The following is a 23,675-nucleotide window of genomic DNA, read 5'->3' as shown; positions in this document are numbered from 1 at the left end:
CGCATCGTCCGTCGAAGGCCGCACCCGTCCGCGGGTGCGGCCTTCGACGCGTCCGGGCGTCTGGCACAGTGGCGGCATGACGGCGGGCGTGCGCAGGGACGATGCGGCGGCCGGCTTGCGCCTCCTGGCGGCGGTGCTCGTGTGCGGGGCCGCCGTGCTGCTCTTCGCCGTGCACGTGAGGCCCCTCGGTTTCATCGTGCTGGTAGCCGGCGTGGTCCTCGGCATCGTGGTGGACCGGCGGCTGGGGCGCGACCTCGGGCTGATCGCGCTCGGCCAGCTCATCATCTCGACCATCTCGCTCAAGGCCGACCTCTCCGACGCCGGGATGCTGCGCTTCACGCTCGCGCTGGGCGGCGCGGTGCTGGTGCCGACGCTGATCTCGCGCCTCGCGTTCAAGGACCGCACCATCACGTTCCCCATCGGGACGGGCCAGCGGTGGACGCGGACCATGTGGATCTATCTCGGGATCGTGGTGCTCGCGGGGTACCTGATCCTGCCGTTCTACTTCATCGGCTCGGGCGCGTACCTCAACTGGCCCGACCTTGACGGCGAGGGCGACATCGCGCGGCTGTTCGTGGGCGTCAACGCGGTGGGCCTGTGGGACGAGCTGTTCTTCATCTGCGTGGTGTTCGCCCTGCTGCGCAGCCACTTCCCGATGTGGACCGCGAATATCCTGCAGGCGATGGTGTTCGTGAGCTTCCTGTGGGAGCTCGGGTACCGCGAGTGGGGTCCGCTGCTCACCGTCCCGTTCGCGCTGGTCCAGGGCTGGATCTTCGCGCGCACCAAGTCGCTGCCCTACGTGGTGACCGTGCATCTGCTGTTCGACGCGGTGGTGTTCGCCGTCCTCGTCCACGCCCACCACCCGGAGCTGTTCGACGTGTTCATCACGGCGCCGTGAGCGCGTCGCGCGCCGAGCTGGTCGCGCGGGCCGCGGCGCTCGCCCAGGGCGGCCGGGCGGTGATCGGCATCGCCGGGGGACCGGGCGCGGGGAAGTCGACGCTCGCGCGCTCGGTGGTGGCGGGGCTCGACGCGCGCGGGGTGCCCGCCGCGTACCTGCCGATGGACGGCTTCCACCTGCCGGGATTGGAGCTGGCGGCGCGAGGGCTCGCGGACCGTAAGGGCGCGCCCGAGACCTTCGACGCCGACGCGTTCGTGGCGTTGCTCACCCGCGTCGCGGCGGGGGACGCGGTGCTCGCGCCCGACTACGACCGTGCGCTCCACGACGTGGTGCCGGACCGGCTTCCCGTCCCCGCCGAGGCCCGGGTGGTGGTGGTCGAGGGCAACTACCTGGGGCTATGGCCTCGCGTGCGCCCGCTGCTGACGGAGCTGTGGTGCCTCGACGTGCCGTGGGAGGTGGCGCGCGAGCGGCTGGTCGCGCGACGCATCGCCACGGGGCGCGATCCTGGGGCCGCGGCCGCGTGGGTCGACACGGTGGACGCGGCGAATGCGCGCATCGTGGACGGCACCCGCGACCGCGCGGACCTGGTCATCGAGGGCTAGCCAGTCGGCGCCGCGCTTCCGCCCGCCTCCGCCCGCCTCCGCCGGGACACTCACCGTGCTTTTCTGCGCCTCGCCGCGCCGGGCGGGACAGCCGTCCCCGGGGCGCATGTCCCGCCCGATGCATCGCGAGCTGAAAAAGCACGGTGAGCGTCCCGCAGGGCGGGCGACCCGCTCAGGCGAGCCAGGCGCGCGTCCCGAAGGACCCGAGCGACTCGGCGACCACCGCGGCCGCGAACGCGACATCCTGGGCGAGCCGCGCATCGTCCCGGCCCAGGGAGGCCACCCGGTAGGCGAGCGCGCCGTGGAAGAAGTCGCCGGCGCCCAGCGTGTCGACCACGGGGGCGACCGGCGGGACGGGGACCTCGCCGGACGATGCGGGGGTCGCCCAGAGCACCGAGCCGGCGCCGCGCGTGATGACGGCGGCGGTCGCGCCGAGCGCGAAGAGGTACGCGAGCACCGCGTCGGGGTCACCGGAGGTGCCGGGCGGTGCGAAGTCGTCGGACACGACGGCGATGTCGCAGGCCGTGACCACCGCGTCGGTGTGGGGCTTGTGCGAACCGGCGTCGAGGATCACGGGGACCCCTGCCGCGCGGGCGCGCGCTGCGAGCGGCAGCGAGATCTCGGGGAAGTAGCCGTCGATCAGCACGGCACCCGCGCCGGCGAGCGACGGCTCGATCGTCGGCACCAGGCCGCCCGACGTCGCGACCCCCGAGGGCGAGACCACCGCGCGGTCGCCCGTCGCGCGCGTCACCATGATCGACGCGGTCACCGGCGGCCCGTCGTAGGACGCCGCCTCGACCACGGCGACGCCGCAGCGCGCGAGGTCGGCGGTCAGCAGCGCCGTGAGCTCGTGCGAGGGAAGGGCGGTCACAAGCGTGGGGCGACCGCCGCATCGTCCGAATGCGACGGCGGCGTTCGCCGCCGGCCCGCCCGCGCACACCGAGAAGTCCAGCGCCGCCACCTTCTGATCGGGCGCCGGCAGGCGCTCGACCAGCTGGACGATGTCGAGCGTGGCGAGCCCGGCGAAGAGTGCGGCGGCGGTCACGCCGTCAGCGTAGCGACACGGCCGGATGCGGGCGCGGCGGCGCCGATGGGGGAAGATGGACGCCATGACCGACTCCATCCGGGTGACCGGCGGCCGCCCCCTCACGGGCGAGATCACCGTCCGCGGCGCGAAGAACTTCGTCTCCAAGGCGATGGTCGCGGCGCTGCTGGGCTCCACCCCGTCGACCCTGCGCAACGTTCCCGAGATCCGCGACGTCGCCGTCGTGTCCTCCCTGCTCCGCCTCCATGGCGTGGGCGTGGACTACGACGTCGAGTCCGGCGTGCTCGCCATGGACACCTCCGCGCTCCAGCGTGCGGACGCCGCCCAGATCGCGGCCCACGCCGGCTCGAGCCGCATCCCGATCCTGCTGTGCGGCCCGCTGCTCCACCGCCTGGGCGAGGCCGTGATCCCGGACCTCGGTGGTTGCCGGATCGGCGACCGGCCCATCGACTTCCACCTCGAGATCCTGCAGAAGTTCGGGGCCGAGGTACAGCAGATGGAGGACGGCCTCTACCTCACCGCGCCCCGCGGCCTCAAGGGCATCAAGCACAAGCTCGCGTACCCGTCCGTGGGCGCGACCGAGCAGCTGCTGCTCACCGCCGTCATGGCCGAGGGCATCACGCACCTCGAGGGCGCCGCGGTCGAGCCGGAGATCAAGGACCTCATCGACACGCTGCAGAAGATGGGCGCCATCATCTCCGTGTCGACGGACCGCTCCATCACCATCGAGGGCGTGGACCGCCTCCACGGCTACGACCACGTCGCGCTCACCGACCGCATCGAGGTGGGCTCGTGGGCCTCCGCCGCGCTCGCGACGAAGGGCGACATCTTCGTGCACGGCGCGCAGCAGCGCACCATGGGCATGTTCCTCAACGTGTTCCGCAAGGTCGGCGGCGAGTTCGAGGTGGTCCGCGACGGCATCCGGTTCTACCACCCGGGCGGCGACCTCAAGCCGATCGCCCTGCAGACCGACGTGCACCCCGGCTTCATGACCGACTGGCAGCAGCCGCTGGTGGTGGCGCTCACGCAGGCCAACGGCCTCAGCATCGTCCACGAGACCGTCTACGAGAACCGCTTCGGGTTCACCGACGCGCTGGGCCAGATGGGCGCCCACGTCCAGCTGTTCCGCGAGTGCCTGGGCGACGTCGCGTGCCGCTTCGGGGCGATGAACTTCCAGCACTCGGCGGTCATCTCCGGGCCGACGCCGCTCGTGGCGGCGGACATCGAGGTGCCCGACCTGCGCGGCGGCTTCTCCCACCTCATCGCGGCGCTCGCGGCCGAGGGCACGTCCACCGTGCGGGGCATCGGCATCATCGACCGGGGCTACGAGAACTTCCGTGGGAAGCTCGCGTCGCTCGGGGCCGAGGTCGAGTAGGCGTGCCCACCCCCGCATCCCGCTTCTACCGCAACGCGGCGAGGCCGCTGCAGGCGCTCATGACGTCCGTGACCAGGAAGGACTGGCACGGCGCCGAGCACCTGCCGACCGACCGCGGCTTCATCGCCGTGTCCAACCACGTGTCCTACGCCGACCCGATCACGCTCGCGCACTTCCTGTACAACAACGGGCACCCGCCGCGGATCCTCGCGAAGGAGAGCCTGTTCCGTGCGCCGTTCATCGGCTGGCTGCTGCGCGGCTTCGACCAGATCCCCGTCCACCGCGGCACGTCCCGCGCGGCCGAGGCGGTCGACGCGGCCGTCGAGGTGCTCGAGCGCGGCGACATGATCGCGATGTTCCCCGAGGGCACCCTCACGCGTGACCCCGACCTGTGGCCCATGATCGGCCGCACGGGCGTGGCCCGCATGGCGCTGTCCACGGGCGTGCCGGTCATCCCGGTCGCGCAGTGGGGGGCCCATACGCTGCTCCCGCGCTATGGCAAGATGGTCCACCCGATCCCGCGCAAGACCATCACGGTGGTCGCGGGACCCGAGGTGAACCTTGACGACCTCCGCGGCGGCGACCTCGACACCGCGACGCTGCGCGAGGCGACGGACCGCATCATGGCTACGCTGACCACCATGGTCGCCGAGATCCGCGGGGAGACCCCGCCGGAGAAGCCGTACGACATCCGCAAGCAGGGCGACGGCGGGAGGCCCACCCGATGACGCGAGCCGCGATCCTCGGCGCGGGGGCGTGGGGCACCACGTTCGCCGCGGTGATGAAGGACGCCGGCACCGACGTCACCCTCTGGGGCAGGGACGATGCGGTGGTCCGGTCGATCCGCGACGACCGTAGGCACGAGGCCGCCATCCCGGGGGTCGAGCTGCCCGCAGGTATCCACGCGACCACCGACATCGAGGAGGCGCTCGCCGGGGCCGACGTGGTCGCGGTCGCCGTGCCGGCGCAGCGCGCGCGCGAGATCATCGCGCCGTTCGCATCGCTGGTCCCGTCGGGCGCGGTAGCCGTGTCGCTCATGAAGGGCATCGAGCTCGGCAGCCACGCGCGCATGTCGCAGGTTCTCGCGGAGGCGTGGGGCCTGGGGCCCGAGCGGGTCGCCGCGGTGTCGGGGCCGAACCTCGCCAAGGAGATCGCCCAGCGCCAGCCCACCGCCACCGTGGTCGCGTCCGCCGACGCGGAGGCGGCCGAGATGGTCGCCGCGGCCACCGCATCGTCCTACTTCCGTCCCTACACGAACGACGACCTGGTGGGCGTCGAGCTCTGCGGGGCGTACAAGAACGTCATCGCCGTCGGGGTGGGCATCACCGACGGCCTCGGATTCGGCAACAACACCACCGCGACCGTCATCACGCGCGGCCTCGCGGAGATCACGCGGCTGGGCCTGGCGCTCGGCTCGCGTCCCGAGACGTTCTCCGGCCTCGCCGGCATGGGCGACCTCATCGCGACGTGCGCGTCGCCGCTGTCGCGCAACCACACGCTCGGCGCGCACCTGGGCCGCGGCCGCTCGCTGGAGGAGGCGATCTCGCTCACCCGCGGCACCGCCGAGGGCGTGAAGACGGCGCGCGCCGTCCAGGAACTCGCGACCGCGGCCGTGGTCGACGTGCCCATCTGCGACGGCGTGGTGACCATGCTCGCGGGCGAGGCGCCGGTCGAGTCCGTGATCGGCGCGCTGCTGTCGCGTCCCAGGAAGGCGGAGGTCGACTGATGGCGAAGCCCACCGTGGCGGTCGTGTTCGGCGGCCGGTCCACCGAGCACGGCGTGTCCTGCGTGACCGCGGGCGGCGTGCTCGGCGCGATCGACCGTGAGCGCTGGGACGTGGTGGCGATCGGCATCACCCGGGAGGGCCGCTGGACCCTGGCCTCGTCCGACCCGGGCGACTGGCGCATCGTCTCCGGCGCGATGCCCACCGTGCCCGCCTCCGACGACGTGGTGCTGCCGCCCGTCGAGGCCGGATCGCGCACGTGGCGGATCGCCGGGCCCGCGGGTCTGCGCGACCTGGGCGAGATCGACGTGGTGTTCCCCCTGCTCCACGGGCCGTGGGGCGAGGACGGCACCCTGCAGGGTGCGCTCGAGCTGGTCGACGTGCGCTACGTCGGGTCCGGCGTGCTCGCGTCCGCGATGGGCATGGACAAGCAGTACATGAAGACCGCGTTCCGCGAGGCGGGGCTGCCCGTCGCGCGCGACGTGGTGGTGTCGCCGCACCGCGGCGTCGAGGAGCAGCGGCTCGAGATCGAGGCGCTGGGGCTGCCCGTGTTCGTCAAGCCCGCGCGTGCGGGGTCCTCGATGGGGATCTCGAAGGTGTCCTCCTGGGCGGCGCTGGACGCGGCCGTCGCGGACGCGCAGAAGCACGACCCGAAGGTGCTGATCGAGGCCGCCGTGGTGGGGCGCGAGGTCGAGACGGCGGTGCTCGCGACCGCGGGCGGGCTGCTCACCTCGCCGGCCGGCGAGATCATCACCGGCGGCGACCACGAGTTCTACGACTTCGAGGCGAAGTACCTCGACGAGGCCGCCGTCACGCTGCTGTGCCCGACGTCGCTCGAGGGTGCCGTCGCCGCGACCGTCGCCGACTACGCCAAGCGCGCGTTCCGTGCGGTGGGGGCGGAGTCGCTTGCGCGCGTGGACGTCTTCGTGAAGGCCGACGGTGGCGTGGTGGTCAACGAGATCAACACCATGCCGGGCTTCACGCCCACGTCGATGTACCCGCGCATGGCCGCGGCCGCCGGGATCACCTACGTGGAGCTGGTGGAGACGCTGCTCACGGTCGCGCTCGAGAGGCCCGTGGGCCTGCGCTGAGGTCTCGACACTCACAACGGAATCCGCGGCGGCGCGCTGGCCTGGACACGTTCACACGCCCGTCGATGCCCCGCGAGTCGGCTCGAGATCCGTTGCCAGTGTGGGGAGCGAGGAAAGTCGAAAGCCTGCGGGACTTTCGATTGTGGGCGCGATAAGATCGCGGCATGGCCGACGTAACACGCGACGATGCGGTGAGCGAGCAGGCGGGCAAGGACCTGTTCCAGATCCTGAGGGACGGGTCGCCCCGGACCCGTTCCGAGCTGGCGGGGTTGACCGGGCTGGCGCGGTCGACCGTCGCCGCCCGGGTCGACTCCCTGGTGCGGCTCGGGCTGGTCAAGCCGGTGGGCACCGCGGTCTCCACGGGTGGGCGCCCGTCCTCGCAGTTCGCGCTCAACTCCTCGGGCCGGGTGGTGCTGGGTGTGGACGTGGGCGCCTCGCACGCGCGCATCGCGCTCGCCGACCTCAGCGGCCGCATCCTCGAGCAGCGCTCCGTGTCGCTCGCCGTCGCCGAGGGGCCCGCCGCGGTGCTGGGCTGGGTGGCCGAGGAGGGTCGCGCGCTGGTCGCCGAGCGCGGCTCGAGCGACGACCTCCTCGCGGTGGGCGTGGGCCTGCCCGGTCCGGTCGAGCACAGCACGGGCAAGCCGATCGACCCGCCGATCATGCCCGGATGGGACCGCTACGACGTCCCCGGGCACCTGAGCGCGGAGCTCGGCGTGCCGGTGCTGGTCGACAACGACGTCAACATCATGGCGCTGGGGGAGCGGGAGATCGCGTGGCCCGACGTCGACCACCTGGTGTTCGTCAAGGTCGCCACGGGAATCGGCGCGGGCGTGATCTCGGGAGGTCGCCTGCAGCGCGGCGCCCAGGGCATCGCGGGTGACATCGGGCACGTGTTCGTGCACAGCGGCAAGGATGCGCTGTGCCGGTGCGGCAACCGCGGATGCCTCGAGGCGATCGCCGCGGGGCCCGCCGTGGCCGCGGGCCTGCGCGACGCCGGCGTCGAGGTCGAGACCAGCCAGGACGTCGCTGAGCTGGTACGGGCGGGCAACATCCCCGCGATCCAGGCCGTCCGGGAGGCCGGCCGGCTGATCGGCGAGGTGCTCACCACGTGCGTGAGCCTCATCAACCCCGAGGTGATCGTGCTGGGCGGCTCGCTCGCCCACGCGGGCGACCACCTGCTCGCGGGCGCCCGCGAGGTGGTCTACGCGCGCTCGATGCCGCTCGCGACCTCCAACCTGCAGATCACACAGTCGCGCTCGGGAGCGAACGCAGCGATCGAGGGGGCGAGCATGCTCGCGATCCACCACGCGCTGTCGCCGGCCCGTATCGAGGCGATGCTGGGGGAGGAGCGCTGAAGCGTCCCGCCCCCAGCGTGCCCCTCAGTCGGTGGACGTGCTGAAGGCCGCGTCGAAGGCGGCGTCGGGCGCGTCGAAAGCGAGGCGTCGCACGAACTCGAGCGCCTCGGGCGCGCCCAGGAGGCGGTCCATGCCCGCGTCCTCCCACTCGATCGAGATGGGGCCGGCGTAGCCGATCTGGTTGAGGGCGCGGAACGCGTCCTCCCAGGGCACGTCCCCGTGGCCGGTGGAGATGAAGTCCCAGCCGCGCCGCGCATCGGCCCATGCGAGGTGCGAGCCGAGACGGCCGTTGCGCCCGTTGACCATGCGCTTGCGGGTGTCCTTGCAGTCGACGTGGTAGATCCGGTCGGCGAAGTCGATGAGGAAGCCCACCGGGTCGAGGTCCTGCCACACCATGTGGCTCGGGTCCCAATTGAGCCCGAAGGCGGGCCGGTGCCCGATCGCCTCGAGCGTCCGCACCGTGGTCCAGTAGTCGTAGGCGATCTCGCTGGGGTGGACCTCGTGGGCGAACCGCACGCCCTCCTCGTCGAACACGTCGAGGATCGGGTTCCAGCGGTCCGCGAAGTCCTGGTACCCGGCGTCGATGACGTCCTGGGAGACCGGCGGGAACATGGCGACGTATTTCCAGATCGCGGAGCCTGTGAAGCCCACCACGGTGTCGACGCCGAGGCGGCGGGCGAGGCGGGCGGTGTGCTGCATCTCCTCCGCGGCGCGCCGGCGCACGCCCTCGGGGTCGCCGTCGCCCCACACGCGCGGGCCCACGATGTCGCGGTGGCGGTGGTCGATCGGGTCGTCGCAGACGGCCTGACCCTTGAGGTGGTTGGAGATCGCGTAGACCTTGAGTCCGTGGCGCTCGAGGAGGTCGAGCCTGCCCTGGACGTACTCGTCGTCGTCCCAGCGCCACGGGTCCAGATGGTCGCCCCAGCACGCGAGCTCGAGGCCGTCGTAGCCCCAGCCCGCCGCGAGGCGCGCCACCTCCTCGAGCGGCAGGTCCGCCCACTGGCCGGTGAACAGGGTGATCGGTCGCGCCATCGGTACCTCTCCTATGCCTCGCGCGTGGACACCCACGCGCTGCCGTCGGCGGCGGATCGCTCGACGGCGTCGAGGACCCGCTGCACCTGATATCCATCCGCGAACGACGGGCTCGGCTGCGTCGCCGAGACCACCGCCTCCACCAGGTCCTTCGCCTGATGCACGAATCCGTGCTCGTAGCCGAGCGTATGCCCCGCGGGCCACCACGCGGAGAGGTAGGGGTGCTCGGGCTCGGTCGCGAGGATGCGCGTGAAGCCCTGGCGGTCGGACGGCGCCGTGGCGTCGTACCACTGGACCGCGTTCATGTCCTCGAGATCGAACACCACGGCGCCGCGATCGCCGTAGACTTCGACGCGCAGCGCGTTCTTGCGGCCCGTGGCGAAGCGGCTCGCCTCGAACGAGCCCAGGGCGCCCCCGTCGAACCGGCCCACGAAGGCCGCGTAGTCGTCGACGGTCACCTGCCCGCGCGGGGCGTCCGCGTCCGCGGTCCCGCCCAGGCCGCGACCCGCGGCCATCAGCGGGCGCTCGCTCACGAACGTCTGGACCGTTCCGGACACCGCATCGACACGCTGACCGGTGAGGTGCTGCGCGAGGTCGATGGCGTGCGCGCCGATGTCCCCGAGCGCGCCCGAGCCCGCCTTGGCCTTGTCGAGGCGCCACGTCATGGGGGAGTCGGGGTCAGCGAGCCAGTCCTGCATGTACTGCGCGCGCACCTGGCGCACCGTGCCCACCGCGCCGGACGCGATCATCTGGCGCGCGAGCTCGGCGGCGGGGACGCGGCGGTAGGTGAAACCGACCATCGCGAGGACGCCGTGCCGCGCCGCCCTCTCGGCGGCCTCGGCCATGCGCCGGGCCTCGTCGACCGTGTTCGCGAGCGGCTTCTCGCACAGCACGTGCTTGCCCGCCTCGAGCGCCGCGATCGCGAGCTCGCAGTGCGTGTCGCCGGGGGTGACGATGTCGACGATGTCGATGTCGTCGCGGGTCATCGCCGCCTCGGCGTCCACACCTGCCTCGGCCCAGCCCCACTTGCGCGCGAGCCGTGCGTTCTTCTCGGCGTCCCGGCCGACCATCACCGCCATCTCGACGGGCGGGATGGGGAAGAACCGCGGCGCCACGCGCCAGCCCTGGGAGTGGGCGGCCCCCATGAAGCCGTTGCCGATCATCGCGATGCGCACTGGCGCGTCCATGTTGCTCTCACTCTCTCGTCTCGTGCGCGGGGGCGAAGCGGCGGCCGCCCCGCGTAGTGAGGCGGCCGCCGTCCCGGATCAGGACTCGAAGCCCAGGTGCAGGTAGTCGTCCACGTTCTCCGCGGTGACCACCGGCGCGTCGAGCACGATGCGGTGCGGAACGCCTGCGGACGCGAGGTCCGCCATGCTGCCGCCCTGAGCGATGAGACGGGCCAGCGCGATGCCGTCCGCCGCCTGCGTCGACGGGTAGATGACTGTCGCCTCGAGCACGGTGTCGCCCGCCTTGATGGAGTTCATCGCGTTGAGCGAGCCGGCGCCGCCGACCATGAAGAACTCGTCGCGGCCCGCCTCGTCGATGGCGGCAAGCACGCCGATGCCCTGGTCGTCGTCGTGGTTCCACAGCGCGTCGATCTGGGGGTTGGCCGAGAGCAGCTGCTCGGTCACCTCCTGGCCGCCCGCGATGGTGAAGTCCGCGGCGACGCGTGCGTCGACGTCGAGGCCGCATTCGGCGAGCGCGTCGGCGAAGCCCTGGCTGCGGTCCTGGGTCAGGGGCAGCGAGTCGATGCCCGCGACCTCGGCGACCACCGCGTCGGTCTGCCCGTCGAGCTTCTCGCAGATGTAGGTGCCCGCGCTCACGCCCATGCCGTAGTTGTCACCCAGGATGGTGCTGCGCGCCGCCTCCGTCGAGGAGAACTCGCGGTCGACGTTGATGACCGGGATGCCCGCCTCCATCGCCTTGATGGCCGCCTCGGTGAGCGCCGCGCCGTCCGTGGGCAGCAGGACGATCGCGTCGACGCCTTCGTTGATGAACGTCTCGACCTGGCTGATCTGCAGGTTGGCGTCGTCCGTGCCCTCGGCGACGCGGAGCTCGACGTCGTCGAACTCCTCCGCCTTGGCGATCGCCGCGGAGTTGATGGCGCCCAGCCAGCCGTGGTCCGCGGCCGGGCCCGAGAAGCCGATCACCACGGTCTCGCCGCTGGTGGTGGTCTCTCCGCCGCCGCCGTTGGCGCTCGCGGAGGCGTCCGTGTCCGGGTCCTCGTTCGAGGTGCAGCCGGCGACCAGCAGGGCTCCCGCGATCGCCGCCGCCCCGTACGTCACCCACCGCGAGTGCTTGCCTCGTGTTCCAGTCATGATGTCCTCCCCTGAATGATCACTGTCGTCGTTGCCAGCGATGAGGGTCACACGGTGCCGCGGCTCGCGAACGAGGCGGTCGATGTCCACACTGACAAGGTCAACGTAACAGAAGCGGCCGAGAATGCAACAACTTCTGTATGCAGCTCGACATAACGGTTGTGCAACGAAATCCGGGCGTCATCAGCCGCGCGTACGCGTAGGACGAGCGTGCGGGCGCCACGACACGCGAAACTTCGACCCCTTTTCGCGGCCGGCGCGCGCGTGTTATGTTCGTCGCGTGATCGAAGACGACCACTCCACGTCATTACTGGAGATCCGTGGCCTGACCAAGGCCTTCGGCTCGGCACGGGCGCTCAAGGGCGTGGACCTCGACGTCCGCGCCGGCGAGGTGCACTGCGTGCTCGGGCAGAACGGCGCAGGCAAGTCCACCCTCATCAAGACGCTCTCGGGCGCCCACCAACCCGACGATGGCGAGATCCGCTGGAAGGGCGAGGCCGTGACCATCGCCGGTCCGGTGGCCGGCCTCGAGCTCGGGATCGCCACCATGTATCAGGAGCTCGACGTGGTCGACGGCCTGAGCGTGGCGGAGAACATCTTCCTCGGGCACGAGCTCTCGCGCGGCGGCGTCCTCAACCGCCGCAGCGCCGCCAAGCGCACACGGGAGCTCATGGCCCGGCTCGGCCACCCTGGCATCACGCCGTCGACGGAGGTGGGCACGCTGTCGCCCGCGTCGAAGCAGATCGTCGCGATGGCGCGGGCGCTGTCCCATGACATCGAGCTGATGATCATGGACGAGCCGAGCTCGGTGCTCGACTCGGAGGAGGTCGACAACCTCTTCCGCGTGGTCGCCGAGCTCACGCGCCAGGGGATCGCGGTCATCTACATCTCGCACCGGCTCGAGGAGATCGAACGGATCGGCGACCGCATCACGGTCCTCAAGGACGGCCGCAGCGAGGCGTCGAACCTCCCGGTCGCGCAGACCCCCACGCGCCAGCTCATCGCCCTGATGACCGGCACCGACATCGAGCACGTGTTCCCGCCCGCGGTGCCGCTCGCGGCCGACGCGCCTACCGTGCTCCAGGTCGAGGGGCTGTCGCTCCCCGGCCGGTTCGAGAACGTGGACTTCTCCGTGCGCGCCGGCGAGATCGTCGGCCTCGCGGGGCTGGTGGGCTCGGGGCGGTCCGAGCTGCTCGAGACCATCTTCGGGCACCGCCGCGCCTCCGCCGGCGCCGTCCGCGTCAAGGGCCGCACGCTGCGGGCGGGCGCGGTGGACGATGCGGTGGCCGCCGGGGTGGGCTTCACCCCCGAGGAGCGCAAGAGCCAGGGGCTGCTGCTCGAGGAGCCGATCTTCAAGAACGCCACCCTGTCGACGTTCTCGCGCTTCGCGAAGGGCGGGCTGCTGGACGAGGCGGCGGAGCGCCGCGCGACCGCGGAGCAGATCGCCGCGCTCGACCTGCGCCCCGCGGACCCAGACCGCATCACGCGCACCCTGTCGGGCGGCAACCAGCAGAAGATCATGCTCGCGCGCTGGCTCATCCACGGCACCACCGTGCTGCTGCTCGATGAGCCCACACGCGGCGTCGACGTGGGCGCCCGCATGGAGATCTACCGGCTGATCCGCGAGCTCGCGGCCGCCGGCACCGCGCTCGTGATCGTGTCGAGCGAGATCGAAGAGGTCATCGGGCTCGCGGACCGCGTGCTCGTCATCGCGGACGGACGCATCCTCGCGGACCGGCCCGCAGCATCCATCGACGAGCACGGCGTGCTCGACCTTGTCATGAAGGGAAGTGCCGCGTGAGCACCGGGTCCCCCACCCCCGATTCCAGCGAGCGTGCCGCGACCGCGGCCGAGTCGCCCACCCCCGCCACCGAGCGCCGGTCGGTCGCATCGCGCCTGCTGTCGGGCCCGGCCGGCCGCAGCGTGGGCCTCATCATCGCCCTCCTGATCCTCATCCTCGTGGGAGCCGTGACGGCGGGCTCCGACTTCACCAGCCTCGACAACATGCTGGTGATCCTCCGGCTCGCGTCGGTGATCGGCGTGGTCGCGATCGGCGTGACGTTCGTCATCACCGCCGGCGGCATCGACCTCTCGGTCGGCTCGGTGCTCGGTCTCGCGTCGGTGGTCGCCAGCCTCGGCGCGATCCAGACCGCCGCGTCGGGCTTCTGGCCGCTCATGGTGTTCGTGTCGATCGCCGTCGGCGTGGTCGCGGGCCTCACCAACGGGCTCATCATCGCGTACGGCAAGGTGGTCGCCTTCATGGCGACGCTCGCGATGCTGGTCGCGGCGCGCGGCCTCGCGGAGCTCATCTCCCAGCGGCAGAGCCAGGTGGTCTCGAACCAGGGCTTCCTCAGCTTCTTCCGCGGCGAACTGCTCGGCATCTCGTGGGTGGTGTGGATCTTCGCGCTCGTGTCGGTGGCGGGCTGGTTCCTGCTCAACCGCACCACGTTCGGCCGTCGCACCGTCGCGATCGGCGGCAACGCGACCGCCGCACGGCTCGCGGGCGTGAACGTGCGCCGCCACCTCACGTACCTCTACATGCTGTCAGGCGCGACGGCGGGCATCGCGGCGACCATGCTGCTGTCCCGCACCACCGCCGGCACGTCCACCCACGGCCAGCTCTACGAGCTCGATGCCATCGCCGCCGTCGTGGTCGGCGGCACGCTCCTGGTGGGCGGGCGCGGCACCATCGGCGGCACCGTGCTGGGCGTCCTGCTGTTCGCGACGCTCACCAACGTGTTCACCCAGAACAACCTGTCGACGTCCGTCCAGCTGGTCGCGAAGGGCATCATCATCGTGGTCGCCGTCCTGCTCCAGCAGCGCTTCGCCAACCGCGACGCGTCCGCCCCGACCGGCTGAAACCGGGGGAGCACCCCCGCCCACGAAGCCCCGCACCCGGGTGCGGGGCCTCGCTCGCGTGACCCGCGCATCGTCCCCCTGCCGTGTCCTTCCACCCGCGGAGGGACGATGCGGGGGTCGGGTCCGCCGCATGGGTCGAGCCCGCGAGGGGCGGCGGGGCATGACGAAGGCCCCGGCCGGCCGGGGCCTTCGCGGTGGTGCCTAGAACGACAGGCAGGAGAGGTACTCGAAGGAGTCCTTCGCGAACTCGATGTCGTTCGGGGCGCCGTCGCGCTCGAGGACGTAGTACTTCACCTTGCCCTGCGCGGCCTCGAGGATGGGGGCCCAGTCGATGTCGCCCTCGCCCACGTCGGTGATGTTGCTGCGGCCGTACGGCGCGTTGCCGTCCTTGATGTGGAGCAGGTCGATCCGGTCGCCGTACTCGTCGAGCAGGGCCGGCACGTCGACGCCCGCTGTCACCGCCCAGTACACGTCCACCTCGAAGGCGACGTAGCGCGGGTCGGTGTTCTCCGCGAGGATCTGCCACGCGCTCTTCATCTCGCCGGTCTCCGGGTCGGCGTACATGGTCTCGAACTCCTGGTTGTGGTTGTGACCGAAGAACTTGCCCGTGCCGTTCTTGACCGACGCCTCGCCCAGGCGGTTCATGGTCTCCGCGGTGGCCAGGACGTTCTCGTAGGACGTGATGCCCGGCGCGGCGAAGCCGCCCGAGCCGACCCACTTCTGGCCCAGGTCCTTGGCGAGCTCGAGGGTGGTGGGGAACGTCGCCTCCGTGGTGCTGCCGTGCGAGGACGGCGCCTTGATGCCGTACTCCTTGAGCAGTTCGCGGAACTCGGCGGCCGTGCGGTTGCCGTACGAGCTGAACGTGCTGCCCGGCGTGCCGAACGGCTCGACGTTCTTGATGCCGACCTCTTCGAGCTCGGCGAGGATCGGCTCGATGTCGCCGAGCTGGAACTGCCAGCCGAGGTAGCTGTAGAGCTGGAACGAGATCTTGCTCGCCGGCACGCTGCGGCCCGAGCACTGCGCCGCGTCGTTCGCGTGAGGGCTCGGCGGTGCCGCGGTGGCGGGTGCGGCGAGCGCGATACCGCCGGCCACGGCTGCGGCGGCCGCCGCGGCGAGAGCCTTGTTCCTGGTGCTGAACTTCGCCTTCATGGGGTTTCCTCCCTTGTTGCGACGGCTGCGTTGCCGTCCGTCTGTGGTGGGCCGGGGATGGCCGGGACCTGGGAGGTCGCCTCGAACGTGTGCGTACGATGCATGTGGCATGCCTTCCAGGGTGGATGGCTGCCACCGGGTCCTGACCGGGGCCGTGGCGCCATCGACAAGCGGGTGGGTGTGCTGGGGCCCGTCGCCTCCGCGTCGTTGTCGCGGACGGAGGCGGCGGGTTCGCCTTATGAGCTCAGGAGCGGCCTGCGCCGCGGCGCCTCCCTTCGCGTCGGACGAGCCGCGACGGATGCGCGGGGGACTGGCGTCGCGTGGCCCGCTGTCGACGCGCGCACCGATGCGTGCGAGGGGGCGGGGACCTCGAGGGTGTCGCGCGCGATCGGGTAGCACCCTTTTCGTTGATCGTCGGTGATCATGCGTCGAACCTAAATCGGCTTTCTGCCGATCGTCAAGCAAAAGGCGTGATAATTCCTTCAAGTAGCGCGTAACGGGACTCTTTAGTATCTTCCGGAAATTTCGGGGAGCACGCACCCTCTTGACACTCACACTGGATTCCGCCGCGACACGCGGAGCCGGACACGTTCACACGCCTGTAGGCCCCGCGTGTCGCCCCGAGATCCGTCGGTGGTGTCAGGAAGGGGTCAGCGGCACTCGAGGCCGTTGGACGGCGCCTTCGCAACCGCGAGCGACACCTCCGCGAGCACGTCCCCGATCGCGTCCTGCGCGCGCACCTTCGGCACCACCAGCTCGGCGGCGGGGGAGCGCCCGAACGCGACCGCGCGCCACGCGTCCTCCTCCTCGGTGACCAGCCAATCCACGGTCGAGCCCGAGCTCTCCACCGCGAGGCACTGCTCCGTGGTCGGGCCCGGAGGCTCGACGCCGCAGCGCATCACCAGCGGGTACTCGTCGCCCCACGCGGCCGTCGCCTGCGAGGTGGTCTCGCGGTAGTCGAGCCCGCCGAGCACGTCCGGCACCGCGAGCATCACCCGCGCGCAGTCGGGGTCCGCCGCGTACGTCGCGGGGTCCACCGGGTACTGGCTCGCACAGCCCGCCAGCGGCACGGCCAGCGCGGCGAGCGCGAGCAGCGGGAGCGGGCGAACCATGGCGCCAAGCCTACGGGCGGCCCGGGCGACCCCCGACCGCGCGCCACCCGACCGCGGCCCCCGGCCGCCGCATCGTCCACCGTCGGACCCCTGCGATAGCGTCACCGTGTGAATCTCGCCGGCCTCCCGCACCGCCGGGCGTTCGCGCTCGCGTGGCCCGCGATCGTCGGCAACATCACCGTGCCGCTGGTGGGCCTGGTCGACACCGCGATGCTCGGCCACTTCTCGAACGCGACCAACATCGGTGCCGTCGCGCTCGGCTCGACGGTGCTGAGCGCGGTGATGTGGCTGGTGGGCTTCCTGCGTACGGGCACCACCTCGCTGGTGGGCCGGGCGCTGGGCGCCGGGAGGGACGATGCCGCGGTCACCCACGCGCAGCGCGCGGCTCTCCTCGCGCTCGCCCTGGGCGGCGGCGCGGTGCTGCTCCAGTGGGTCGCGGTGCCCGCGATCATGGCGGTCCTCGCGCCGGCGGGGGAGGTGCGCGAGCTCGCGATCCAGTACGCGTGGATCCGCTTCGCGTCCGTGCCCGCCGCGCTGCTCACGCTGGTGATCTCGGGATGGTTCGTGGGAGCGGGCGACACGCGGCGACCCCTCGCGATCGTGGCGACCGTCAACGTGGTCAACCTGGTGCTCGACATCGCGTTCGTGGGCGGGCTCGGCTGGGGTGCCGCGGGCGCCGGCTGGGCGACCGTCATCGCGGAATGGCTGGGTCTCGCGCTCGCCCTCGCGCTGTGGTGGCGCGCGGCGCCCGCGCACATCCGGGACGCGGCGCGGCGCTGGCGCGGACGCGGACTGCGGAGCGGTTGGCGGCGGCTCGCCGCGATGAACACGGACCTGTTCATCCGCACCGCGATCCTCTACTCGGTGCTCACCTTCGTGACCGCGTACGGCGCCCGGCTGGGTCCGGAGATCCTCGCGGCGAACGCGATCCTCATGCAGCTGATGCTGCTCGCGAGCTACGGGCAGGACGGCTACGCGCACGCCGCCGAGTCGATGGTGTCGCGCGAGATCGGGCGCCGCGACGTGCCCGCCTTCCACCGCGCGGTGCTCGCCTCCGCGGTGCCCGCGGTCGCGATCGGCGCGGTGTTCACCCTGCTCTACCTGGTCGCCTCGGGGCCGTTCATCGCGGTCCTCACCTCGCTGCCCGAGGTCACCGCCGCCGCGGACCAGTACATCGGCTGGGTGGTGTGGCTGCCCCTCGCGTCCTCCCTCGCCTACCTGTTCGACGGCGTGTTCCTGGGCTCGGGCCGCACACGCGCGATGGTCATCACCATGGCGGAGTCCGCGCTGCTCGTGTTCGTGCCCGCGCTGCTGATCGGGATCGAATGGATCGGGGACGCCCGCAACCACGACCTGTGGCGCGCCTTCCTGCTGTTCAACGTCGCCCGCGGCGTGTTCCTCGGGATCGCCTACGCCCGCATCACGCGCCGCGGCGCCTGGCTGGAGGGCGCGCACGCGTAGGCGACCGGCACATCGTCCCTACGCGGTTCATGTCAAGAACTCTTGACACGATGTCAAGCGCGCCTTACCTTGGCCATGTCAAGTCTGTTTGACATCCAGGAGGTGGGGAGATGGGGCTCCAGGAACGCCGCTACGCGGCAGGGCTCGCGCTGGTGCTGATCGTGCTGGCGGCGTACGTGGTGACGCTCGCGGTGCGCGCGCTCGGCGACAGCGCACCGCTGACCGAGGTCGCCTGGCAGGGGCCCATGCTCCTCGCGCTCGCCGTGGGCGGGACCGCGTACGCGCTCACCTACGGGACGATGCGCTGGCGGGCCAGGCGCGAACCCGCGGCCGACGAGCGGGACGTCCGGGTCGAACGGGCCGCCACGGCGGCCGGCGGCGGGATCACCTCGCTCGCGGTGCTCGCGTCGCTGCTGCTGCTCGCGTTCGACGCCTCCACGTTCTGGGTCGCGCAGACGCTGTTCCTGGGATCCGCGCTCGGATCCGTGATCGAGTCTTCGACCGCGCTCGCGGCGTACCGGGGCGAGGTGGACGCATGACCATGACCGAACGCATGGTGTGGGCGTCGCTGGTGGTGTTCCCGCTGGTGGGGATCGTGTACTTCACGGTCATCCTCACGCAGGCCGCCGACCGTCCCGTCGAGGACGTCTCGTGGGTGGTCCCGATGCTGTGGGCGTGGGGCGCGCTGATCGTGTTCATCATCGTGGGCACCATCGCGTCCGCGATCGCCACCGGCATCCGCGCCGAGGTCGCGGGCGAGACCCCCGAGTTCGAGGAGGGCGACGTGCGCGACCGCGAGATCGAGCGGATCGGCAACGCCCGCGCGTACACGATGGCCTCGGTCGGCGGCTTCGCCGCGACGGTCCTCCTCATGATCGACGTCGACCGCTTCTGGGTCGCGAACACGCTGTTCCTGGCGGGCCTGCTGGCGGGCGTCCTCGCCGCCGGCTCGCGAGCCCACGCCTACCGGACGGGGCTCTGATGGGCCGGACCACACGGGTCACCAACGCGATCCGCGCGCTGCGGTTCGCGCGCGACGAGATGACCCAGGCCGAGCTGGCGGCGCGCATCGGCGTCACCCGCCAGACGGTCATCGCCATCGAGCAGGGGCGGTACTCGCCGTCGCTCGAGATGGCGTTCCAGATCGCGCGGGCCCTCGAGGTCCCGCTCGACCAGGCATTCCAGTACCCCGACGAGCCCGCGTAGCGCGCTCGCCGGGACCGCCGGAAGGCGGAGGGGACTCACCATGCTCTACCTCACGAGCAGGAGGGCGACGCCATGACCGCGCTCGCCACCGCCACCATGCCCGCAGCGATCGCCCGCCGGTACGGCGACGCGGACGCCGTCGAGATCGCCGACCTGCCGGTGCCCGCGCCGGGACCCCGCGAGGTCCTGCTGCGGGTGGACGCGGCGGCCTTCAACCCGGCCGACGTGTTCCTCACCCGCGGCGTCCCGCGGATGCTGCGCCTCACCGCCGGCCTGCGGCGGCCGCGCCGGCCCGTGCGCGGCAGCGACGTCGCCGGCACCGTGGTCTCCGTGGGTTCCGCCGTCACCGGGATCGCCCGGGGCGACCGCGTGTTCGGCGAGGCCCGGGGATCCGCGGCGCGCTACGCCGTCTCCCGCGCCGACCGGATCGCACCGCTGCCGGCCGCCGTGCTCGCTCCCGACGCCGCCGCGACCGTGATGGCGGGCCTCGCCGCGCTCCACGGGCTGCGCGCCGGGCGCTTCGCGGCGGGCCACCGGGTGCTGATCAACGGCGCGTCCGGAGGGATCGGCCACCTCGCGGCGCAGATGGCCGTCGCGCAGGGTGGCCGCGTCACCGCGGTGTGCTCGACGCGCAACGCGGGCTGGGTCGCGGACCTGGGCGTGGACCGCGTGGTCGACTACACGCGCGAGTCCGTGCTCGACCTGGACCAGGCGTTCGACCTGGTGTTCGACAACGTCGGCAACCACCGCATGCGCGACATGCTCCGGCTGGTCGCGGACGGCGGCGTGCTGCTGCCCAACTCCGGCGAGGCCGGGCCCGACGGCGGCGCGATGCGGCGGGTGCTGCTCGCGCGGTGGGTGGACCTGCGCACCCGCGGCCGCACCATCGCGTCCTACTATTCGGCGCCCTCGCGCGCGGACCTCGGCCTGCTCGCGGGCATGCTCGCGGACGGCACGCTCCGCCCGCACCTCGACCGGGTGGTCCCGCTCGACCGGGCCGGAGAGGCGCTGGCCCGCGTCGCGTCGCGGCACGCGGCCGGCAAGGTGGTGGTGACGCCATGAGGGCCGTGACCTACTCCAAGTACGGCGGCCCGGAGACGCACCGGCTGCGCGACGTGCCCATCCCCGAGCCGGGGGAGGGCGAGGTGCGGATCCGCGTCCGCGCCGCCGGCCTCAATCCCTGGGACTGGCACATCTACCGCGGCGATCCGTGGCTCGCGCGCTTCAGCTTCGGGCTGCGCTCGCCCGGCACCCGGGTGGTGGGGGCCGATGCGGCGGGCGAGGTCGACGCGGTCGGCGCCGGCGTCGCCGGGCCGGCTGTCGGCGACCGGGTGTTCGGGTTCCTCGGCTTCGGTGGCTGCGCGGACTACGCGATCGCGGAGGCGTCCAAGATCGCGCGCACGCCGGACTCCATCACGGACGCCGAGGCCGCCGCGGTGCCCATCGCCGCGATCACCGCGCTCGGCGGCCTCGAGGACGGCGGCGGCTGCGAGGGCCGCCGGGTCCTGGTGATCGGGGCGTCCGGCGGCGTGGGCCACTTCGCCGTCCAGATCGCGCGGGTGCTCGGCGCGAGCCGCGTGGCGGCGGTGTGCTCCGGGCGGAATGCCTCCATGGTGGCGCTGCTGGGCGCGGACCGCGTCGTCGACTACACCCGCGAGGACGTTGCGGCGTGCGGGGAGACGTTCGACGTCATCTACGACACCGTCGGCACCACGTCGCTGCCGCGCCTGCGCCGGATCCTCGCGCCGGGCGGCGTCCACCTGGCCGCGGGCGGGCTCGGCGGCGGCCCGCTGCTGGGTCCCGCGTGGGCGATCTACCGCGCGAAGGCCCTGGCACCTCTCGCGCGGCGGCGCGTCGTGGTGGTCGGCACCGAGCCGTCGAGCGAGAACCTCGCCCGCGTCGCCGGATGGCTCGCCGAGGGTCGCGTGCGTCCCGTGATCCAGGCCGCCGTGCCGCTGGAGCGGACGGCTGAGGCGCTCGCCGCGCTCGAGCGCCAGCACGTGGCGGGCAAGCTCGTGGTCGCGGTCGCCTGAACGCGGAGGAGGGCCGGCACCCGCGGGTGCCGGCCCTCCTGTGCGCTCCCGAGAGTCAGGCGGCGAGCGGCGTGTGCGCGTAGGCGGCACGCACCTTGGCGCGGTTCGCGGAGGCCCACGCCGCGCCCTTCGGCGCGATCGCGGCGATCGCCGCGATCGCGACCACCAGGGCGCCCTGCAGCGCGAGCGCCCCGAGGCCCTCGACCACGCCCTTGAGGATGAGCGCCTGGCCGATGGCGAGCCCGACGAGCGCGAGCCCGGCGAGGACCGCGAGCTCGTTGCGCCAGAGGATCGCGGCGATCGCGACGGCGGCCGCCGCGACCGGCATGGCGACCGACCCGATGAACCAGTAGGCGTCGAGACCGTGCACCTCGACGAACGGCGCGGTGGACCCCCACAGGGCGTCCCGGTCGAGCGTGCCGCCCGCGTCCGTCCAGGCGATGGCGCCGCCCATGAACCACGTGAGCGCGGCGACCTGGACGGCGGCGAGCGCGACGACGACGAGTGTGAGTGCGCGATAGACGATGCGCATGATGACTTCCCCCCGCGGGCCGGCGCACGAGTGCGGGATCCGGGGCCCGCGTGACGCTCGGGCTCCTGCACCCGCTCGTGCCATGGTGCGCGCCTCGCGAGGCCGGGGCAATGACCGGATTGCCCCCATTTGTGGTGGGAGCCTGACCCTACTTCTGGGGCCGCCTATTTGGGGGGCAGCGTCGCGACGTAGGCCAGCGCCCGCTCGACCAGGCCGTCCACGTCGCGCGCGGCGAGCGGCAGGGAGACGTACTCGCGCATCGTCCTCCCGCCCGGGGCGAACGGCTCCGCGTCGGCACGTCCGCGCGCGTCCGCGAGGTCCGCGGCCGCCAGCTTGAACGTCACCCGGTCGCCGTACAGCGCCATGAACATGTTGCCCGTCACGAACCCCGCGAGCTGGCCGAACATGGGCCGCACCTCGACCCCGGGCGCGTCGGGCACCAGGGCGCGGAACGCGGCCTTGGCCTCCTCCGTCGGGCGTGGCATCTCCATGGCACGACTCTCCCGCACCCCGCGCCCTGCCGCGACCCGGACGCGTGGCCGGCCCGCGCATCGTCCCGCCCTACGCTTGTCCCCATGGCGACTGTCGGTGAGATGGGGGAGGACGCGCTCATCGCGGCCTTCGCCCCGAGGCTGCCCGTGTCCGACTCCGAGATCCTCGGCCCCGGCGACGACGCGGCGGTCCTGTCCGTCGACGGCGACCTGGTGGTCTCCTCGGACGTGCTGATGGAGGGCCACCACTTCCGGCTCGACTGGTCGAGCCCCGAGGACATCGGCTGGCGCGCCGCCATGCAGAACCTCGCGGACATCGACGCGATGGGCGCCGTCCCGACCGCGCTGCAGATCACGCTGGCCGTGCCCCCGTCGCTCGACGCCGACTGGGTGATGCGCTTCGCGGACGGGCTGCGCGAGGCCTGCGAGCCGCACGGCGTGGGCGTGGTCGGCGGCGACCTGTCCGCGTCGCGCGACATCGCGATCTCCGTCACCGTGCTGGGCGAGACGCACGGTACCGAGCCGATCACCAGGGACGATGCGCTGCCCGGGCAGGTCGTGGCCGTGTCCGGGCCGCTCGGGGCGGCCGCCGCGGGCTACGTGCAGCTGACCGAGGGCCGGCGGATCGACGAGGAGACCATCGGGCTGTTCCTGCGACCCCGGCCGCGGATCGGCGCGGGCCTCGAGGCGGCGCTGCATGGTGCCACCGCGCTCATGGACATCTCCGACGGGCTGGTGCGCGACGCCGGCCGGATCGCGCGCCGCTCCGAGGTAGGCGTGGCGCTGCGTTCGGAGGACGTGCCGCTCCACGAGGGCGCGCGGTTCGCCGCGACCGAGCTGCTGGTGGACCCGCGCCCGTGGGCGCTCACCGGCGGCGAGGACCACCACATGCTCGCGGTGTTCCCGCGCGCGGAGGCCGTGCCGGTCGGCTGGACGGTGGTGGGGGAGACCACGGACGCCTTCGCGGGCGTGCGCGTCGACGGCGAGGTGCCGGACATGCTGGGCTGGGACCACTTCGGAGGCTGAGGTCCCGCAGCGCCCCGTCCGGGCATGCGAAAACGGACGCCCTCCGGGGAGGACGTCCGTCTCTGGGTGGGTCGGCGGTCAGCCGCGCCGATGCGCGCGTGAGCGCGCATCCATCAGATGGCGCGCTGGACCTTGCCGGCCTTGAGGCACGAGGTGCACACGTTGAGGCGCTTGGGGGTACCCGCGACCACGGCACGCACGCGCTGGATGTTCGGGTTCCAGCGACGCTTGGTGCGGCGGTGCGAGTGCGAGATGCTGTGACCGAAGGACGGTCCCTTGGCGCAGACGTCGCAGGTGGCAGCCACGATAGTTCTCCTAGTTTCTGGCGCGGATCGACGTTCGCGATCCGCAAAGCTTGGGGGCCCGG

General features: G+C 72.4%; 25 protein-coding genes. 16 read left to right on the top strand and 9 right to left on the bottom strand.

The features are described from left to right. Nucleotides 1-76 precede the first annotated feature (76 nt). On the top strand, nt 77-898 hold the full coding sequence (locus AOM05_RS09005) for a CPBP family intramembrane glutamic endopeptidase (RefSeq protein ID WP_062521405.1): 822 nt from the start codon (nt 77-79) through the stop codon (nt 896-898). Then, nucleotides 895-1,500 carry a nucleoside/nucleotide kinase family protein gene (locus tag AOM05_RS09000; protein WP_062521404.1) on the top strand — a complete coding sequence of 202 codons (606 nt, stop codon included), beginning with the start codon at nt 895-897 and terminating at the stop codon, nt 1,498-1,500. Before AOM05_RS09005 ends, AOM05_RS09000 begins: the two co-directional genes overlap by 4 nt. Nucleotides 1,501-1,672: 172 nt before the next feature. Here AOM05_RS09000 and AOM05_RS08995 read toward each other — a convergent pair whose 3' ends face one another. Next, nucleotides 1,673-2,545, bottom strand: coding sequence for a PfkB family carbohydrate kinase (locus AOM05_RS08995; protein ID WP_062521402.1), 873 nt, complete (start codon nt 2,543-2,545; stop codon nt 1,673-1,675). A 64-nt stretch (nt 2,546-2,609) separates the two neighbouring features. On the opposite strand from AOM05_RS08995, the gene murA reads away from it, so the two are divergent. From murA to AOM05_RS08970, 5 genes are all read left to right on the top strand, one after another. Further along, nucleotides 2,610-3,920, top strand: coding sequence for a UDP-N-acetylglucosamine 1-carboxyvinyltransferase (murA, locus tag AOM05_RS08990; RefSeq protein ID WP_062521529.1), 1,311 nt, complete (start codon nt 2,610-2,612; stop codon nt 3,918-3,920). 2 nt (nt 3,921-3,922) lie between these two features. Beyond that, nucleotides 3,923-4,648: a lysophospholipid acyltransferase family protein gene (locus AOM05_RS08985; RefSeq protein ID WP_228373242.1), complete on the top strand. Its 726-nt coding sequence runs from the start codon at nt 3,923-3,925 to the stop codon at nt 4,646-4,648. Continuing rightward, nucleotides 4,645-5,646 carry an NAD(P)H-dependent glycerol-3-phosphate dehydrogenase gene (locus AOM05_RS08980; RefSeq protein WP_062521399.1) on the top strand — a complete coding sequence of 334 codons (1,002 nt, stop codon included), beginning with the start codon at nt 4,645-4,647 and terminating at the stop codon, nt 5,644-5,646. The genes AOM05_RS08985 and AOM05_RS08980 overlap by 4 nt, the downstream gene beginning before the upstream one ends. Next, a complete protein-coding gene (locus tag AOM05_RS08975) occupies nt 5,646-6,734 on the top strand; it encodes a D-alanine--D-alanine ligase family protein (RefSeq protein WP_062521397.1) in 1,089 nt (362 codons plus the stop codon). Before AOM05_RS08980 ends, AOM05_RS08975 begins: the two co-directional genes overlap by 1 nt. A gap of 164 nt (nt 6,735-6,898) precedes the next feature. Then, on the top strand, nt 6,899-8,089 hold the full coding sequence (locus AOM05_RS08970; protein WP_062521395.1) for an ROK family transcriptional regulator: 1,191 nt from the start codon (nt 6,899-6,901) through the stop codon (nt 8,087-8,089). Between the two features lie 24 nt (nt 8,090-8,113). On the opposite strand, the gene AOM05_RS08965 is transcribed toward AOM05_RS08970, so the two are convergent. The 3 genes from AOM05_RS08965 to AOM05_RS08955 all read right to left on the bottom strand — a co-directional run bounded on the left by AOM05_RS08965 (nt 8,114) and on the right by AOM05_RS08955 (nt 11,439). Then, entirely contained in the window at nt 8,114-9,121 is a 1,008-nt protein-coding gene (locus AOM05_RS08965; RefSeq protein WP_062521392.1) for a sugar phosphate isomerase/epimerase family protein, read from the bottom strand. Nucleotides 9,122-9,132: 11 nt separating this feature from the next. Next, nucleotides 9,133-10,308: a Gfo/Idh/MocA family protein gene (locus AOM05_RS08960; RefSeq protein WP_156165121.1), complete on the bottom strand. Its 1,176-nt coding sequence runs from the start codon at nt 10,306-10,308 to the stop codon at nt 9,133-9,135. Nucleotides 10,309-10,386: 78 nt separating this feature from the next. Continuing rightward, nucleotides 10,387-11,439, bottom strand: a complete 1,053-nt coding sequence (locus AOM05_RS08955) for a substrate-binding domain-containing protein (protein ID WP_062521524.1) — start codon at nt 11,437-11,439, stop codon at nt 10,387-10,389. Nucleotides 11,440-11,764: 325 nt separating this feature from the next. Here AOM05_RS08955 and AOM05_RS08950 point away from each other — a divergent pair, with 325 nt between their 5' ends. Both AOM05_RS08950 and AOM05_RS08945 read left to right on the top strand, forming a co-directional pair. Beyond that, nucleotides 11,765-13,240 carry a sugar ABC transporter ATP-binding protein gene (locus AOM05_RS08950; RefSeq protein WP_062521523.1) on the top strand — a complete coding sequence of 492 codons (1,476 nt, stop codon included), beginning with the start codon at nt 11,765-11,767 and terminating at the stop codon, nt 13,238-13,240. Further along, entirely contained in the window at nt 13,237-14,298 is a 1,062-nt protein-coding gene (locus AOM05_RS08945; protein WP_062521390.1) for an ABC transporter permease, read from the top strand. The genes AOM05_RS08950 and AOM05_RS08945 overlap by 4 nt, the downstream gene beginning before the upstream one ends. Nucleotides 14,299-14,499: 201 nt before the next feature. On the opposite strand, the gene AOM05_RS08940 is transcribed toward AOM05_RS08945, so the two are convergent. Beyond that, nucleotides 14,500-15,447: a sugar phosphate isomerase/epimerase family protein gene (locus AOM05_RS08940; protein ID WP_062521388.1), complete on the bottom strand. Its 948-nt coding sequence runs from the start codon at nt 15,445-15,447 to the stop codon at nt 14,500-14,502. A gap of 650 nt (nt 15,448-16,097) precedes the next feature. Next, nucleotides 16,098-16,559, bottom strand: a complete 462-nt coding sequence (locus AOM05_RS08935) for a DUF3515 family protein (RefSeq protein WP_062521386.1) — start codon at nt 16,557-16,559, stop codon at nt 16,098-16,100. Between the two features lie 108 nt (nt 16,560-16,667). On the opposite strand from AOM05_RS08935, the gene AOM05_RS08930 reads away from it, so the two are divergent. From AOM05_RS08930 to AOM05_RS08905, 6 genes are all read left to right on the top strand, one after another. Next, nucleotides 16,668-18,020 (top strand): MATE family efflux transporter, encoded by a 1,353-nt coding sequence (locus tag AOM05_RS08930; RefSeq protein ID WP_062521385.1) that lies wholly within the window; start codon nt 16,668-16,670, stop codon nt 18,018-18,020. Nucleotides 18,021-18,130: 110 nt separating this feature from the next. Beyond that, nucleotides 18,131-18,559, top strand: coding sequence for a hypothetical protein (locus tag AOM05_RS08925; protein WP_062521383.1), 429 nt, complete (start codon nt 18,131-18,133; stop codon nt 18,557-18,559). Further along, on the top strand, nt 18,556-19,002 hold the full coding sequence (locus tag AOM05_RS08920; RefSeq protein ID WP_156165120.1) for a hypothetical protein: 447 nt from the start codon (nt 18,556-18,558) through the stop codon (nt 19,000-19,002). Before AOM05_RS08925 ends, AOM05_RS08920 begins: the two co-directional genes overlap by 4 nt. Next, nucleotides 19,002-19,226 (top strand): helix-turn-helix transcriptional regulator, encoded by a 225-nt coding sequence (locus AOM05_RS08915; RefSeq protein WP_062521379.1) that lies wholly within the window; start codon nt 19,002-19,004, stop codon nt 19,224-19,226. Before AOM05_RS08920 ends, AOM05_RS08915 begins: the two co-directional genes overlap by 1 nt. Nucleotides 19,227-19,298: 72 nt before the next feature. Beyond that, complete coding sequence (locus AOM05_RS08910; RefSeq protein WP_082097387.1) at nt 19,299-20,288, top strand: NAD(P)-dependent alcohol dehydrogenase; 990 nt, start codon at nt 19,299-19,301, stop codon at nt 20,286-20,288. Continuing rightward, entirely contained in the window at nt 20,285-21,259 is a 975-nt protein-coding gene (locus AOM05_RS08905) for an NAD(P)-dependent alcohol dehydrogenase (protein WP_082097386.1), read from the top strand. The genes AOM05_RS08910 and AOM05_RS08905 overlap by 4 nt, the downstream gene beginning before the upstream one ends. Nucleotides 21,260-21,314: 55 nt before the next feature. Here the strand turns inward: AOM05_RS08905 and AOM05_RS08900 are convergent, their stop codons facing one another. Beyond that, a complete protein-coding gene (locus AOM05_RS08900; protein ID WP_062521375.1) occupies nt 21,315-21,791 on the bottom strand; it encodes a hypothetical protein in 477 nt (158 codons plus the stop codon). Nucleotides 21,792-21,955: 164 nt separating this feature from the next. Continuing rightward, nucleotides 21,956-22,282, bottom strand: a complete 327-nt coding sequence (locus AOM05_RS08895; RefSeq protein WP_062521373.1) for a TfoX/Sxy family protein — start codon at nt 22,280-22,282, stop codon at nt 21,956-21,958. Nucleotides 22,283-22,366: 84 nt separating this feature from the next. Between AOM05_RS08895 and AOM05_RS08890 the strand changes: the two genes are divergently transcribed. After that, the gene (locus AOM05_RS08890; RefSeq protein WP_062521371.1) at nt 22,367-23,308 is read left to right on the top strand and encodes a thiamine-phosphate kinase; all 942 of its coding nucleotides are present in this window, start codon (nt 22,367-22,369) and stop codon (nt 23,306-23,308) included. A 113-nt stretch (nt 23,309-23,421) separates the two neighbouring features. Here AOM05_RS08890 and rpmB read toward each other — a convergent pair whose 3' ends face one another. Beyond that, nucleotides 23,422-23,613 (bottom strand): 50S ribosomal protein L28, encoded by a 192-nt coding sequence (rpmB, locus tag AOM05_RS08885; RefSeq protein ID WP_042216526.1) that lies wholly within the window; start codon nt 23,611-23,613, stop codon nt 23,422-23,424. Between the last annotated feature and the right edge of the window lie 62 nt (nt 23,614-23,675).

Source organism: Demequina silvatica (assembly GCF_000971215.1).
Classification (GTDB): Bacteria; Actinomycetota; Actinomycetes; order Actinomycetales; family Demequinaceae; genus Demequina; species Demequina silvatica.
Note: the sequence above shows the minus strand (reverse complement) of the source record. Positions and strands in the feature narration are given on the sequence as shown.

Bases quoted from the DNA above. Each gene is read 5' to 3' on its own strand.
- AOM05_RS09005 (WP_062521405.1), top strand. From the start codon at position 77: ATGACGGCGGGCGTGCGCAGGGACGATGCGGCGGCCGGCTTGCGCCTC.
- murA (WP_062521529.1), top strand. From the start codon at position 2,610: ATGACCGACTCCATCCGGGTGACCGGCGGCCGCCCCCTCACGGGCGAG.
- AOM05_RS08980 (WP_062521399.1), top strand. From the start codon at position 4,645: ATGACGCGAGCCGCGATCCTCGGCGCGGGGGCGTGGGGCACCACGTTC.
- AOM05_RS08975 (WP_062521397.1), top strand. From the start codon at position 5,646: ATGGCGAAGCCCACCGTGGCGGTCGTGTTCGGCGGCCGGTCCACCGAG.
- AOM05_RS08970 (WP_062521395.1), top strand. From the start codon at position 6,899: ATGGCCGACGTAACACGCGACGATGCGGTGAGCGAGCAGGCGGGCAAG.
- AOM05_RS08965 (WP_062521392.1), bottom strand. From the start codon at position 9,121: ATGGCGCGACCGATCACCCTGTTCACCGGCCAGTGGGCGGACCTGCCG.
- AOM05_RS08960 (WP_156165121.1), bottom strand. From the start codon at position 10,308: ATGGACGCGCCAGTGCGCATCGCGATGATCGGCAACGGCTTCATGGGG.
- AOM05_RS08955 (WP_062521524.1), bottom strand. From the start codon at position 11,439: ATGACTGGAACACGAGGCAAGCACTCGCGGTGGGTGACGTACGGGGCG.
- AOM05_RS08940 (WP_062521388.1), bottom strand. From the start codon at position 15,447: ATGAAGGCGAAGTTCAGCACCAGGAACAAGGCTCTCGCCGCGGCGGCC.
- AOM05_RS08935 (WP_062521386.1), bottom strand. From the start codon at position 16,559: ATGGTTCGCCCGCTCCCGCTGCTCGCGCTCGCCGCGCTGGCCGTGCCG.
- AOM05_RS08925 (WP_062521383.1), top strand. From the start codon at position 18,131: ATGGGGCTCCAGGAACGCCGCTACGCGGCAGGGCTCGCGCTGGTGCTG.
- AOM05_RS08920 (WP_156165120.1), top strand. From the start codon at position 18,556: ATGACCATGACCGAACGCATGGTGTGGGCGTCGCTGGTGGTGTTCCCG.
- AOM05_RS08915 (WP_062521379.1), top strand. From the start codon at position 19,002: ATGGGCCGGACCACACGGGTCACCAACGCGATCCGCGCGCTGCGGTTC.
- AOM05_RS08910 (WP_082097387.1), top strand. From the start codon at position 19,299: ATGACCGCGCTCGCCACCGCCACCATGCCCGCAGCGATCGCCCGCCGG.
- AOM05_RS08905 (WP_082097386.1), top strand. From the start codon at position 20,285: ATGAGGGCCGTGACCTACTCCAAGTACGGCGGCCCGGAGACGCACCGG.
- AOM05_RS08900 (WP_062521375.1), bottom strand. From the start codon at position 21,791: ATGCGCATCGTCTATCGCGCACTCACACTCGTCGTCGTCGCGCTCGCC.
- AOM05_RS08895 (WP_062521373.1), bottom strand. From the start codon at position 22,282: ATGGAGATGCCACGCCCGACGGAGGAGGCCAAGGCCGCGTTCCGCGCC.
- AOM05_RS08890 (WP_062521371.1), top strand. From the start codon at position 22,367: ATGGCGACTGTCGGTGAGATGGGGGAGGACGCGCTCATCGCGGCCTTC.